This window comes from Hydrogenophilus hirschii (genome assembly GCF_054656675.1).
Window position 1 is genome coordinate 590,656 of the sequence record NZ_BAAHXQ010000001.1, and the last position, 13,995, is coordinate 604,650.

A 13,995-nucleotide genomic window follows, 5' to 3' on the forward strand; every position below is an offset into this window, starting at 1 on the left:
GGCGACAAATCGGTTAGAATCGAACAAAGTCAGGGAGAAGGGTCATGGCACTGCACGCATTGGAAGAGGTGGTCGAATCGGCAGAGGCGAAAACAGTCATTCGTGTTTTGGGCGTCGGCGGGGCCGGGTGTAACGCGGTCGATCACATGATCCGTGAGGGGGTAGCTGGCGTCGAGTTCGTCGCGATCAACACCGACGCGCAAGCGCTCTCCCGTGCGCTCGCGCCAACCAAAGTCCAATTGGGACGCAGTGGTCTCGGTGCCGGGTCGAAACCGGAAGCGGGGCGGGAAGCGGCGTTCGAAAGTCGAGACCAAATCGCCGAAGCGCTCGACGGTGCGCACATGATTTTCATCACCGCCGGGATGGGTGGGGGAACAGGAACCGGTGCGGCACCTGTGATCGCTGAGATCGCGAAAGAGATGGGGATCCTCACCGTTGCGGTGGTCACCAAACCGTTCGAATTCGAAAATCGCGACCGCGTTGCCGAAAGCGGGATCGAAGAGCTCACGCGCCACGTCGATTCGTTGATTGTGGTCTTGAACGATCGGCTGCTGGAAGTGTTCGGCGACGATGCCCCGTTCGAAGCGTGCTTCAAAGCCGCCGACGATGTCCTCAAAAACGCAGTTGCCGGGATCGCCGAAATCATCAATGTTCCCGGTATGGTGAACGTCGACTTCCAAGACGTGCGCACCGCGATGGCGGAGATGGGACGGGCGATGATGGGTTCGGCAGAGGCAAGCGGAGTCGATCGGGCCCGCGTCGCCGCCGAACAGGCAGCGGTGAGCCCGCTCCTTGAGGGGACCGAACTCTCTGGCGCTCGGTGTGTCTTGATCAACATCACCGCAAGCCGCAGCTCGCTCAAGATGAGCGAAGTGCGCGACGCCGTGCGCGCCATTCAGGGGTACGCTGCGCCGGAGGCGTTCGTCAAATACGGCACCGTTTTCGACGACGCGATGGAAGACCGAATTCGGGTCACAGTCGTCGCGACAGGACTGGGGGCGGGGCGTCGTCAGACTACGTCCGACCTTTGGGAAGAGGCCCGTGCGACGGGTACCTATGGTGCTGCGGCTACGCATGCCGTAGCGCCGAATGGTCGTTCCGCGAGCGCAGCGGCAGCGGAAGCGAGCAAAGTGATCCGCTCGTCACGTGCCACCGGGCGCAAACCGGTCCGCTCGTTCGCCGAGCAGTTGGCGAGCAAGGGCATGGACAAACTCGACATCCCTGCGTTCCTGCGCAAACAAAACGACTGAACGGGGCGCGTCCGTGATCCCGCAACGAACGCTCGCTCGTCCCGTCCAGACCGTTGGCGTGGGATTGCACAGTGGAGCCAAGGTCGCGTTGCGTCTGCTCCCTGCTCCCCCAGATGCCGGAATTCGATTCGTACGGATCGACCATTCCCCCGCGGTGGAGATCCCCATTTCCGCCGACGCGGTGGCGGAGACCCGTCTCTGCACCGGAATTCGTCGCGGGGATGTCGGGGTGGGAACGATCGAGCACCTCCTCTCGGCGCTTGCAGGGGTGGGTGTCGACAATGTTACGATCGAACTCGATGGCCCCGAAGTGCCGATCATGGATGGCAGCGCGGCGCCGTTCGTCTTGTTGCTTCTGGAGGCAGGGACGGTCGCACAATCGGTACCACGCCGTTTTGTCCGCGTGAAACGTCCGGTCGTGGTCGAAGAGGGCGACAAATGGGCGCGGTTGGAGCCGTTCGACGGGTTCCGGCTCTCTTTTCAGATCGAGTTCGACCATCCGGCGATCGCTGCCTCGAAGACGGAAGCGGTCGTCGATTTTGCCGAAGAGAGTTACTTGTGCGCGGTGGCGCGTGCCCGTACCTTTGGTTTCGTTCATGAGGTCGAGCAGTTGCGCCAGATGGGGCTTGCGCGCGGTGGCAGCCTGGAGAACGCCGTGGTGCTCGACGAATTTCGGGTGCTCAATCCCGGCGGCCTACGGAGACCCGATGAGTTCGTCCGCCACAAGATCCTCGACGCGATTGGGGATCTCTACGTGCTGGGGCACCCGCTGCTTGCCCATTACCGCGCGTACAAATCGGGGCATGCGCTCAACAACCGGCTTTTGCGCGCGCTTCTGGCCGACCAAACTGCGTGGGAGTGGGTGACCTTTACCGATTCCAGCTCCGCGGGTCATCGCGTTGGCTGGCCCCATCGCCGCCCCTCCCTCCTGCCGATACCTGACGCCGTTCCGGTTTCTTGACGGTGATTGCGTTTCGTATCGTCCTCGTCCTCACCATTTTGGCTGTGCTCGTGGCGCTTGCTGCCTATTTCGTGACCGGTGAGCGGCGGTGGGTGCGCTGGGCGCTGCGCGGCGCGAGCGTAGGCGGCGCGATTCTGCTTCTCTACTTACTGCTGTTTTTGCTCGAACGACTCGTTGCCCTGTGACTGGGGGCCTGCGGCGGGTGTTTTTTCCGTTACGCGGCGAAGCCACGCGGTGAGCGATTGTGCCAAGGGGTCGTCTGCGGGAAGTTGCGCGCGCAGCTCGGTGAGCGCCGCGATCGCAGCTTGGCTCAACCCGCGTGGCGCATGCGTCGGCGCTTTCGGGCGTTGCGCGAGCGTCTGCACGAGCTCTGGCCGCACCCGCCAGCGGATCGCCGTGACGGCAAAGCCGCGGCGACTGAGTTCCGCGATGAGCGTTGGGGTCATCTGTTTCAATTTCGCGACGACCAGTGCCGACGGACTCATCACCGTCAATTGTCCCCCCTCAAAACGGCCGACGCTCAATTGCGCGCACCACTCGGGCGGCAGGATTTCGCTCAGCGCCTGCTGCACTTGCCACAACCATAACCCTTGACGCTGCAATTCGCGCAGACGCGATTCGCCCGCGAACGCCTCCGGAAGACGCTGAAAGGACATGATACACTTCACCTTTGACGCGTAATCGCCTTGGAATGTAGCATGATCGCGAAGCTTTTGAAAAAGATCTTTGGCAGCCGCAACGACCGGTTGATCAAACAGTACCGCGGAATCGTCGCGCGGATCAACGCCCTCGAAGAAGCAACCGCCCGTCTCTCCGATACCGAATTGCAAAACAAAACCACGGAATTCAAACAGCGCTTCGCCAACGGCGAATCGCTCGACACGCTGCTGCCTGAAGCGTTTGCAGTGGTCCGTGAAGCGGGCAAGCGCGTGCTGGGGATGCGCCATTTCGACGTCCAGTTGATCGGCGGCATTGCGCTGCACCAACGGAAAATCGCCGAAATGCGCACCGGTGAGGGGAAGACTTTGGTCGCGACCCTTCCCGCCTATCTCAATGCGCTTACCGGCAAAGGGGTGCACGTCGTTACGGTGAACGACTACTTGGCCAAACGGGACGCCGAATGGATGGGGCAATTGCACCGTTTCCTGGGGCTGACCGTGGGTGTCAATCTGCCAGGGATCGACCACGCGGCGAAGCAGGCGGCCTATGCGTGCGACATCACCTACGGGACCAACAACGAATTCGGGTTCGATTTCTTGCGCGACAACATGGTCTATCGCCCCGAGGATCGAGTGCAGCGGGGGCTCCATTACGCGATCGTCGACGAAGTCGATTCGATCTTGATCGACGAAGCGCGAACCCCGCTCATCATTTCGGGACAGGCCGACGACAATACCGAACTCTACGTCAAAGTGAACGCCATCATCCCGCTGCTCACCGAGCAAAAGATGGAAGGGGATGAGGTGGTGACGCCGGGCGACTACACCGTCGACCTCAAAGCGCGCCAGGTGCTCCTCACCGAACAAGGGTATGAAAAGGTCGAGCGCATCCTCACCGAACAGGGGCTGTTGCCCGAAGGGTCGAGCCTGTACGACCCGCGCAACATCACCTTGGTGCATCACGTCTTTGCCGCGCTGCGCGCACATGCGCTCTTTCATCGTGACCAACACTACGTCGTTCAGGATGGTGAGATCATCATCGTCGATGAATTCACCGGTCGCTTGATGCCCGGTCGCCGCTGGTCGGAAGGGTTGCATCAGGCGGTCGAAGCCAAGGAAGGGGTCCCGATTCGCGCCGAGAACCAGACGCTCGCGTCGATCACCTTCCAAAACTACTTCCGGATGTACGAAAAATTGGCGGGAATGACGGGGACCGCCGACACCGAAGCCTACGAGTTCCAGCAAATCTACGGCCTTGAAACGGTGATCATCCCAACCAACCGGCCGATGATCCGCAAGGACGAAAACGACCGGATCTACCGCACCGCAAAAGAGAAGTGGCAAGCGGTGATCGAAGACATCGAAGAGTGCCGCAAACGCGGTCAGCCGGTGCTGGTCGGGACGACCTCGATCGAAGTGAACGAATTCCTCTCTGGGCTCCTCAAAAAAAGGGGGATCCCACATCAGGTGCTCAACGCGAAGCAGCATGCGCGAGAAGCGGAGATCATCGCTCAGGCGGGGCGCCCGGGGATGGTGACGATCGCGACCAACATGGCAGGTCGGGGTACCGACATCATCTTGGGCGGGAATATCAAACCTCAGGTCGAAGCGATCCGCAACGACCCCAACCTTTCCGAAAGCGAAAAAGCAGCGAAGATCGAAGCGCTCGAGAAGGAGTGGGAAGAGAACCATCGCTGGGTGATCGAAGCCGGGGGGCTACGCATCATCGGGACCGAGCGGCACGAGTCGCGCCGTATCGACAACCAATTGCGCGGTCGCGCCGGTCGTCAGGGCGACCCCGGCTCGTCGCGTTTCTACCTCTCGCTCGAAGACCCGCTCCTCAAGATCTTTGCGGGCGACCGACTCAATGCGTTGATGGTGCGGCTCAAAATGCCCGAGGGGGAGGCGATCGAACATCCGATGGTGACGCGGGCATTGGAGACCGCGCAGCGGCGGGTCGAGCAGCACAACTTCGATATCCGCAAGCAACTGTTGGAGTACGACGACGTCGCGAACGAACAGCGCAAGGTGCTCTATGCGCTGCGTAACGAAGTGGTCGACGCCGCGAGCGTCGCGGAGATGATCGACGAGATGCGCGCGGGGGTTTTGCGCGACACGTTCCGTACCTTCGTACCGCAAGACAGTATCGTCGAGCAGTGGGATCTTACCGGACTCGAGCAGACGCTTGCCAGCGAATTCGCATTGCCGCTCCCGGTCAAAGCGTGGCTCGAAGCGGAACCGGAGCTGAGTGACGAAGCGATGCTGGCGCGAATCCTGGAAGCGGCGGATCGGGCCTACGCCGAGAAGAAAGCGCTCGTCGAGCCAGACGCATGGGCACAGTTCGAACGTTCGCTGCTCCTTCAGAGCATCGACCAGCACTGGCGCGAACACCTTGCAGCGCTCGACCACCTGCGCCAAGGCATCCACCTGCGCGGATACGCGCAGAAGAACCCGAAACAGGAGTACAAGCGGGAGGCGTTCGAGCTTTTCGAAACGATGCTTGAGGCGATTCGCCGCGACGTCACACAAATCCTGATGACGGTTCGGATTCAAGCGCCGGAAGCGGTCGAGGCGGTGGCCCAACAGGAACCGGAACTCAAAGCGCTCCATTTCGAACATCCCGACGCGGGTGTTGCGACCGCAGCAGAATCGGAAAGCGACGGGCAACGCGCTGGCCAAGCGGAAACCAAGGGCGAACCGTTCCGCCATGCGCTTCCCAAGGTGGGGCGGAACGACCCGTGCCCGTGCGGATCGGGGAAGAAATACAAACACTGTCACGGCCGTTTGGTGTGAACCGCTCTGGGCAAGCGGTTGGATAGGAAAGGGTAAAGAGTGGCTGTTGGTCTGACGTTTCAACCAGAAATTTTGCAGGCGGTCCCGGGGGTTCGATTGGGGGTGACCGAAGCGGGGATTCGCAAAGCAAACCGCCGCGACCTCACGGTGATCGCGCTCGATCCGGGCAGTATCGCTGCCGGGGTGTTTACGCAAAACCGTTTCTGCGCCGCGCCGGTCCAGGTGTGCCGCGAACATCTTGCGGCAACGGGTGGAAAAGTGCGTGCGCTTGTGATCAACACCGGGGTGGCCAACGCGGGCACCGGAGCGCAGGGGCTTGCCGACGCGCGGACCACCTGTGCCGCGGTCGCAGAAGCGCTGGGCGTTACCGCAACCGAAGTCTTGCCGTTCTCCACCGGCGTGATTCTGGAACCGCTGCCGATCGCGAAAGTGCTCGCCGGGATCCCCGACGCGGTCGCAACCCTCAGCCCCACCGGCTGGGCGCACGCAGCGGAAGCGATCATGACCACCGACACCGTGCCGAAAGCGGCCAGCCGAACCGTGACACTCTCCGACGGCAGCACGGTGACGCTTACCGGCATCAGCAAAGGGGCCGGGATGATCCGGCCCAACATGGCGACGATGCTCGGGTTCATCGCCACCGACGCCCGGGTCGATCCCCACTGGCTCGAGGCATTGGTTCGCGAAGTCGCCGACGAGTCGTTCAACGCGATCACGGTCGATGGCGATACCTCGACCAACGATTCATTCGTCGTGATCGCGACGCAGCGCACCGGGCCACTCCTTCGGGGGAATGCGACCTGCACCGATTCGCGCCGCTTTCGCGAAGCGCTCCTGGCGCTGGCCCAATGGCTCGCGCAAGCGATCGTGCGTGACGGTGAAGGCGCGACCAAATTCGTCGCGGTCTCGGTAACTGGCGGCAAGGATCGTGGCGAGTGCCGTCAGGTGGGCTATGCGGTGGCCCAGTCGCCACTCGTCAAAACGGCACTCTTCGCTTCCGACCCCAACCTGGGCCGGATCCTCGCGGCGATCGGCTACGCTGGGATTGCCGATCTCGACGTCACTGGCGTACGGGTTTGGTTGGCGAATGCCGAAGAAGAGACGCTCGTCGCCGAACAGGGTGGTCGGGCTGCCTCGTACCAAGAGGCCGACGGCGTGCGGATCATGAAAGCCGACGCGCTCACGATTCGAATCGACCTGGGGCGCGGCGACGCCGCAGCAACCGTCTGGACCTGCGACTTTTCCTACGACTACGTGAAGATCAACGCCGAGTATCGCTCCTGAGGACTACGACGATGACCGAAACGACGTGCCCAACCGTTTCTCTTTTTCCCAACCCTGAGGTGCAGGAATCGCTGTCGCCGCACGCTGCGCTCTTCGCGCTTTCACCGCTCGACGGTCGTTACGCTGAAAAACTCGACGCGCTGCGGCCGATCTTCTCTGAATTCGGTTTGATGCACGCGCGCGTCTGCGTCGAGGTGGCTTGGCTCCTCCATTTGGCAGCGACGCCCGAGATCGCCGAAGTGCCACCGCTCGACGCGGCGACACGCGCCGAGGTCGAGCGGCTCGCGCGTGAATTTTCGGCCGCAGACGCCGCCCGCATCAAAGCGATCGAGCGCGAGACCAACCACGACGTCAAAGCGGTGGAATATTGGCTCAAAGAACGTTTGGCCGCGTTGCCCGCGCTTGCCAAGGCCAAGGAGTTCGTCCATTTTGCGTGCACCAGTGAAGACATCAACAACGTCGCGCATGCGTTGATGCTGGCGTCTGGCCGCAACGTCGTATTGGCGCGCCTTGATGCCGTGATCGAAGCGCTGCGCGCGATGGCACACACGCACGCCGATCTGGCGATGCTGTCGCGCACCCATGGCCAACCCGCTAGCCCGACGACGCTCGGAAAAGAGTTTGCGAATATCGTCGCGCGGCTCGAAAAAGGGCGCGCTGCGATCGCCGCGGTGACGCTTACCGCAAAATTCAACGGCGCGGTGGGGAACTACAACGCCCATACCGCCGCGTACCCGGAGCTCGATTGGGAAGCGATCAACCGCCGCTTCATCGAATCGTTGGGGCTCACGTTCAACCCCTACACCATCCAAATCGAACCGCATGACGCGATCGCCGAATTCTCCGACGCGGTCGCTCGCGTCAATACGGTCGTGATCGACGCTGCGCGCGACCTCTGGACCTACATTTCGCTCGGCTATTTCCGCCAGCGGCTCAAAGCGGGGGAGGTGGGGTCGTCGACGATGCCCCACAAGGTCAATCCGATCGATTTCGAAAACGCCGAAGGAAACCTAGGGGTTGCGAACGCGCTCTTGCGCCACTTTGCGGAAAAACTGCCGATTTCGCGTCTGCAGCGCGACCTGACCGACTCCACCGTACTGCGCAACCTCGGCGTGGCGTTTGGCCACACCCTCTTGGCGCTCGACAGTTTCGCGCGTGGCCTTGGAAAACTCGACGTCGATGCGAACGTGATCGTTGCCGATCTTGACGACGCCTGGGAACTTTTGGGCGAAGCGGTGCAAACCGTGATGCGGCGCTATGGCTTGCCCAATCCGTACGAACAGCTCAAAGCGCTCACCCGGGGACAGAAAATTACCGCGGAACGGCTGCGTGCGTTCATCGCGGACTTGCCGTTGCCGGAGCCGGTCAAAAACCGTCTGCTGGCGATGACCCCGCACGACTACACCGGTAAAGCGAGCGAACTCGCGCGGCGGATCTGAGCAGGACGCGTGCTTGCGGTCATGATGCTTCGATTTCCGCCCGCAGGTGGGGCGGCATCTGCGCTGCAAGTTCGAGCGCACTTTTTACCCCCAATTTTTCGAAAAAATGCCCGCGGTGCACCTCGACGGTACGAACCGCGATCCCCAAGCGATCGGCGATCGTTTTGGTGGGAAGTCCCTGTAGCGTCAGCCGCAATACCTCGCGTTCGCGTTCGGTCAGTTTCGCCAACCCATCTGTCCACTGCGCTTCACGCTGCCGTTCGGACCAGAGCTTTGCTTCGAACGCCAGCGCTTCCTGGATTCGGGCAACCAGGGCCTGGCCTTCGACCGGCTTTTCCAAAAAGTCGAACGCACCCTGTTTGAGTGCGACCACTGCACTGGGGACATCGCCATGGGCAGTGAGAAAAAGGATCGGGAGTTGAAAGCCCCGTTGCCGCAACAAGGCCTGGCCGTCCAGCCCGTCGATCTCGGGCATGCGCAGATCCATCACGATCACCCCGCGCGCTTGCGGCGTGACCGCGGCCAAAAAGTCGGCGACCGAAGCAAAGGTGGCGACGCAAAAGCGATGGGCGCGCAACAGCCACGAGAGGGCTTGGCGCACATCGGGGTCGTCGTCGATGAGGAATACGGTGATTTCAGACGTCATCACGGCTCCCTAATGCGCGGCAGCGGGTTGAGGAGAGGCGCTACGAGCGGCGTGGGTGGCTTGGCGCGGAAAGCGCAACATGACCTCGGTACCGCCGTCTGGGTGGCGGCGGATCGTCAGTCGTCCGCGATGGGCTTCGACCACCGAGCGGGTCACCCATAACCCCAAACCGAGCCCGTCGGGTTTGTGGGTGATGAACGCTTCGTCGAGGCGTTGCCATGCCGTTTCCGCAATCCCCGGCCCCCAGTCGCGGAGCACGATTGCGAATTGATCCCCATCCACTTGCCAGGTGAGCGCGACTCGCCGCGCCCGTGCTTCGGGCTCCGCGGCGGCTTCGACGCCGTTGATCAAGACGTTCGCAACCGCTTGTTGGAGCAAAATCGCATCGACCTCGACCGTGATCTCCGGTCCAGGGGTCACCTGAATGTGGACGCCGGATCGCTTCGCGAGCGGCTCGACCAGTTGAACGACTTCGGTCATCAGTTTCCCGATCGCATGGGGCGCGTAGAGGGGTTCGCGGTGGCGGCTGAATTGACGAATCCGCTGCACGACTTCGCCCGCGCGTAACGCTTGGCGTTCGATCGCCGTGAGCGCGTCGCTGAGCGCAGCGCCCGTTGGGTTGTCCCCAGCAGTGCCTCTGTTTGCGTCCTGCTGCAGCAGATGGCGCGCGCCACTGGCGTAGCTCGCGATCGCCAACAGCGGCTGGTTGAGTTCGTGCGCGATCGCTGCCGCCATCTCACCGAGAGTAACGAGTCGTGCTTGGGCGGCCAGGCGGTTGCGCTGCCATTCGATCTCGCGCTCCTTTTGCCGTTGCTCGGTGACGTCGATGATCGAAGCCATCCACCCGATCTGCTTGCCTTCTCCATCGACGAGCGGGGCCTCGAAAACCAACGCTTCCAAAGGTCGTCCATCCTTGCGACGAAACCCGATCTCGAAACCTGCCGTAGGGCCTTCGCCGGCAAGGATCTTACGGTGCAACGCCTCGGTCTCTTCTTGCTTCTGGGGGTCCCAATAGGGCATGGGCGGCGAACGGCCGATCAGTTCCCGTGCCGTAAAGCCGGTCATCGCGCAAAACGCGTCGTTGACGTAGAGGATCTTGCCTTCACGGTCGCGCGCGCGGAGCCCCACGCGCAACGAATTCTCCATCGCGCGGCGAAACGCCACTTCGTCTTTGAGCGCTTTGAGGGCTTGCAAACGCGCACTGGCAGCGCGGGCCGCAAATCCGATCGCGACGATCGCGGCCAACCCCAAGATGAAGCTTGCAGTGAGCAGGAGCCGCTGCGCAAAGGGCGTGACCAGCGGGTCACCAGCCAGCTCCACCATCCATTCGACCCCAGGGAGCGTGACGACGGTGCGATAGCGCGACTCCGGCGCCTCGGTAGTGGGTGCGCCGCTTTGCGCGAGCAGTTCGCCTTGCGCATCGTAAAGCGCTGCGTGGTAGTGCTGCAGCACCCACCACGGCGCTTGCGCCAAGAAGGTGGCAAGGTCGATGTGCGCAATGAGCGCCAGTCCGTCGGCAAGGGGGTGGCACCAAACCAGTTCGCTTTTTCCCGGGTCGGAGGCAACGAACGACCACGGTTGCTCAGCTTGGCAACGTAAAGCGCGCGATGCGTGCGGGACGATCTCGAGCGCTGTGAGTTCGCGGTGCTGACGAAAGAGCAAGGTTTTCGAAGCCGTGAACGAAATGGCTCCGTCGGGGGAACTGATCGCCTCGACAGTGCCTTTCAACTTGGCAGCGAGGTCGTCGAGTTGAAACGTCAGATACTGCCGTAACCAGAGCGTATCTTGAATGCGCTGTTGGGTGCGTTGCGCTTCGAGACTCAGCCATTGGTACCCTGCGGTTGCCGCGAGCGCGAGCATCAGGGTCAGTACAGCGATGAGCGGGGGCCAAAAGAGTGGGTTGTGCTGAGCGAAGCGGCGCATAGTGGAATTCCACGATAGCGTTTCGCGGACGATTGTCGCACAATGCGCCGCATCTCTGGTCTGTTGGGGCATGACGATGCGTTTCCGGCAAATCCTGAACCACCTCGAAGAGTGGCTGATCGGTTTTCTTCTGGCATTGACGACCGGGGTGATTTTCGTCGCGGTTGTCCATCGCTATCTGAGCGGTGTGCCCATCCCTTATCTGCAAGATTGGCTGCTTGCGCGCGATTTGGGGTGGGCGCAGGAGTTCGCGCTCATCTGTGCCGCGTGGATGGCCAAAATCGGCGCGGCGTATGGGGTGCGGACGGGAATTCACGTCGGCGTCGATATTGTCACGGAGCGGGCTACGGGCAAAACGCGCGCGCTCCTCGTGACGTTGGGGCTTGGTGCCGGGATCCTCTTCAGTGCGTTGACAGCCTGGTTCGGGGCGTTGTTCGTGTGGGAGAACGGTTTGGCGTACGCCTTTTACGAGATGCTGGGTTGGGACACGGGGCCCTATTTCGAAGGCTCGGTGACACCCGATCTCGAATGGCCGTCTTGGGCGGTCTATCTGATCATCCCCATCGGGGGAATGCTCATGGGGTGGCGGTTTTTGGAGGTGCTGATCCGTTTCTGGCGTACGGGTGAGTTGCCGCGCCACCAGGTCGCTCACGTTGCTGGGTTGGAGGAGTCGTAAATGAACGCGGCGATTCTTTTCGGTTTGCTTTTTCTCTTGATGGTTGTCGGGATGCCGATCGGGGTCGCGCTTGGCCTCACCGTCTTCCTCTTCATGGGGGTTTTGGCCAATGTGCCGCTCGAATCGGTCACCCTCAAAATGATGTCGGCGGTGGAAAAATTCGAGCTGCTCGCAATCCCGTTCTTCATTCTGGCCGGTAACTTTCTCACCAGCGGGGGGGTTGCGCGCCGGATGATCCGCTTTGCGAACGTGATGGTCGGTCACATCACCGGGGGATTGGGGATGACCGCGGTTGCCGCGTGCGCACTCTTTGCGGCCGTTTCGGGCTCCTCTCCGGCCACGGTGTTGGCGATCGGTTCGATCCTCATCCCGGCGATGCTCAAGCAGGGCTTTTCCCAGCGCTTTGCGATCGGTACGGTCGCATCCGCAGGTGGGTTGGGCATCCTCATTCCGCCGTCGATCGTGATGGTGATGTACGCGGTGACCACGAACTCTTCGATCGGTGCGCTCTTCATGGCGGGGGTCGTTCCCGGGATCGTGCTCACCCTGATGCTTGCCGCGACCACCTGGTGGCAGGCGAAGAAAAACCATTTCCCCAAGCAGCCGAAAGCGAGCTGGCGAGAGCGCTGGGAGGCCTTTCGCGACGCCATTTGGGGGTTGATGCTGATCCTGATCGTGATGGGTGGGATCTACGCGGGCATTTTCACCGCGACCGAGGCTGCGGCAATGAGCGCCGTCTATGCCGCGTTCATCGCACTCTACGTCTATCGCGACCTCACTTGGCGCGACGTGCCGCGGGTGTTCATCGAATCGGCGAACATGGCGTCGATGCTCTTTTTCATCATCTCGGGCGCGGTGGTTTTTTCGTTCATCCTCACCAGTGAGCAGATCCCGCAAATGCTGGCGCAGGCGATCATCGACATGGGGCTGGGTCAAATCGGCTTTTTGTTGATCGTCAATATCCTGTTGTTGGTTGCCGGTAGTTTGATGGAGCCGAGCTCGGTCATCTTGATCCTTGCGCCGATCCTTTTTCCGGTCGCGGTAGCGCTTGGGATCGATCCGATCCATTTCGGTGTGGTCGTTACCGTCAATATGGAGATCGGCATGATCACGCCACCGGTGGGACTCAACCTCTTTGTCGCAAGCGGCATCACCCGTGCGGGGCTCACCGAGGTGAGCGTCTCGGTGTTGCCGTGGCTCTTCACGATGCTGCTCTTTTTGATTTTGGTGACTTACTGGCCCACGCTCTCGCTTTGGTTGCCGCGAGCGCTGGGGATGATGTAAAGGCAGCCTTGTACAGGAGGTGACTATGAAACTGAAGACCGTTGTGTTTGCATTGGCTGCGATCGGCGTGATGGGCGCGGCGCAAGCGGCCGAACCGATCGTGATCAAATTCAGCCACGTGGTGGCAGATGACACCCCGAAGGGGAAGGGGGCGCTCAAGTTCAAAGAGTTGGCGGAAAAATATACCAACGGTGCGGTGAAGGTCGAGGTCTATCCCAACAGCACGCTCTACAAAGACAAAGAGGAGCTCGAAGCGTTGCAGTTGGGCGCGGTGCAGATCATCGCCCCGTCACTCGCCAAGTTCGGGCCACTTGGGGTCCGGCAGTTCGAGGTCTTTGACCTCCCCTACATTTTCGACGGCTACGAAGATCTGCACAAAGTGACCTATGGGCCGGTGGGTAAGAAACTGCTCGCTGCGCTCGAACCGAAAGGGATCAAAGGGCTGGCGTATTGGGACAACGGCTTCAAGGTCTTTTCGGCCAACAAGCCGCTACGCAAGCCGGAAGACTTCAAAGGGTTGAAGATGCGGATCCAGTCCTCGAAAGTGCTCGAAGCGCAGATGCGGGCGCTCGGGGCGCTGCCGCAGGTGATGGCGTTCTCCGAAGTCTATCAGGCGTTGCAAACCGGTGTGGTCGATGGCACCGAAAATCCGCCGTCCAATCTTTATACCCAGAAGATGCACGAAGTGCAGAAATATGTGACGCTGTCGAACCACGGGTACTTGGGCTATGCGGTGATCGCCAACAAACGCTTCTGGGATGGGTTGCCGGATACGATCCGTACCCAGCTCGAAATAGCGATGAAAGAGGCGACGGAGTACGTCAACGACATCGCCAAGGAAGAGAACGAAAAAGCGCTTGAAGCGGTGCGGAAAGCGGGAACGAGCGAGATCATCGAATTGACGCCGGAAGAGAAATTGGCGCTCAAGAAAGCGCTCATCCCCGTGCATGAAGAGATGGCGCCGCGCATCGGTAAGAAAGTGATCGAAATGGTGTACGAAGGTACCGGCTTCGATCCGAAGAAATTGCGCTGATCACCGAGCAGGTTGCGTTGTTGCGTCATTGGGGTCGCTGCATGGGC

The 13,995-nt window shown here is 61.3% G+C and carries 12 protein-coding genes; 9 read left to right on the top strand and 3 right to left on the bottom strand.

Going from position 1 to position 13,995, the window contains the following annotated elements:
- Nucleotides 1-44: 44 nt before the first annotated feature.
- From ftsZ to ACYQ4Z_RS03000, 3 genes are read left to right on the top strand one after another with little or no spacing between them, the layout of a single operon-like run.
- On the top strand, nt 45-1,250 hold the full coding sequence (gene ftsZ / locus ACYQ4Z_RS02990; protein ID WP_197713773.1) for a cell division protein FtsZ: 1,206 nt from the start codon (nt 45-47) through the stop codon (nt 1,248-1,250).
- A 13-nt stretch (nt 1,251-1,263) separates the two neighbouring features.
- Complete coding sequence (gene lpxC / locus ACYQ4Z_RS02995) at nt 1,264-2,211, top strand: UDP-3-O-acyl-N-acetylglucosamine deacetylase (protein WP_459860000.1); 948 nt, start codon at nt 1,264-1,266, stop codon at nt 2,209-2,211.
- Nucleotides 2,212-2,213: 2 nt separating this feature from the next.
- Nucleotides 2,214-2,396 (top strand): hypothetical protein, encoded by a 183-nt coding sequence (locus tag ACYQ4Z_RS03000; RefSeq protein WP_459860002.1) that lies wholly within the window; start codon nt 2,214-2,216, stop codon nt 2,394-2,396.
- On the opposite strand, the gene ACYQ4Z_RS03005 is transcribed toward ACYQ4Z_RS03000, so the two are convergent.
- Nucleotides 2,358-2,867 (bottom strand): DciA family protein, encoded by a 510-nt coding sequence (locus ACYQ4Z_RS03005; protein ID WP_219972537.1) that lies wholly within the window; start codon nt 2,865-2,867, stop codon nt 2,358-2,360. The two genes, ACYQ4Z_RS03000 and ACYQ4Z_RS03005, sit on opposite strands and share 39 nt — an antisense overlap.
- Before the next feature lie 42 nt (nt 2,868-2,909).
- Here ACYQ4Z_RS03005 and secA point away from each other — a divergent pair, with 42 nt between their 5' ends.
- The 3 genes from secA to purB all read left to right on the top strand — a co-directional run bounded on the left by secA (nt 2,910) and on the right by purB (nt 8,386).
- Complete coding sequence (gene secA / locus ACYQ4Z_RS03010) at nt 2,910-5,663, top strand: preprotein translocase subunit SecA (RefSeq protein WP_459860004.1); 2,754 nt, start codon at nt 2,910-2,912, stop codon at nt 5,661-5,663.
- Between the two features lie 39 nt (nt 5,664-5,702).
- Nucleotides 5,703-6,947, top strand: coding sequence for a bifunctional glutamate N-acetyltransferase/amino-acid acetyltransferase ArgJ (argJ, locus tag ACYQ4Z_RS03015; RefSeq protein ID WP_285614487.1), 1,245 nt, complete (start codon nt 5,703-5,705; stop codon nt 6,945-6,947).
- A 71-nt stretch (nt 6,948-7,018) separates the two neighbouring features.
- Nucleotides 7,019-8,386: an adenylosuccinate lyase gene (gene purB / locus ACYQ4Z_RS03020; RefSeq protein WP_438438959.1), complete on the top strand. Its 1,368-nt coding sequence runs from the start codon at nt 7,019-7,021 to the stop codon at nt 8,384-8,386.
- Between the two features lie 19 nt (nt 8,387-8,405).
- Here purB and ACYQ4Z_RS03025 read toward each other — a convergent pair whose 3' ends face one another.
- Both ACYQ4Z_RS03025 and ACYQ4Z_RS03030 read right to left on the bottom strand, forming a co-directional pair.
- Nucleotides 8,406-9,032, bottom strand: a complete 627-nt coding sequence (locus tag ACYQ4Z_RS03025) for a response regulator transcription factor (RefSeq protein WP_459860005.1) — start codon at nt 9,030-9,032, stop codon at nt 8,406-8,408.
- 9 nt (nt 9,033-9,041) lie between these two features.
- A complete protein-coding gene (locus ACYQ4Z_RS03030; RefSeq protein WP_459860006.1) occupies nt 9,042-10,955 on the bottom strand; it encodes a sensor histidine kinase in 1,914 nt (637 codons plus the stop codon).
- A gap of 70 nt (nt 10,956-11,025) precedes the next feature.
- Here ACYQ4Z_RS03030 and ACYQ4Z_RS03035 point away from each other — a divergent pair, with 70 nt between their 5' ends.
- Genes ACYQ4Z_RS03035 through ACYQ4Z_RS03045 form a run of 3 tightly spaced genes read left to right on the top strand, consistent with a single transcriptional unit; the run spans nt 11,026 to nt 13,948 of the window.
- Entirely contained in the window at nt 11,026-11,631 is a 606-nt protein-coding gene (locus ACYQ4Z_RS03035) for a TRAP transporter small permease (protein ID WP_459860007.1), read from the top strand.
- Nucleotides 11,632-12,915, top strand: coding sequence for a TRAP transporter large permease (locus tag ACYQ4Z_RS03040; RefSeq protein WP_219972532.1), 1,284 nt, complete (start codon nt 11,632-11,634; stop codon nt 12,913-12,915).
- 25 nt (nt 12,916-12,940) lie between these two features.
- On the top strand, nt 12,941-13,948 hold the full coding sequence (locus tag ACYQ4Z_RS03045; RefSeq protein WP_459860008.1) for a TRAP transporter substrate-binding protein: 1,008 nt from the start codon (nt 12,941-12,943) through the stop codon (nt 13,946-13,948).
- The last annotated feature ends 47 nt before the right edge of the window (nt 13,949-13,995 follow it).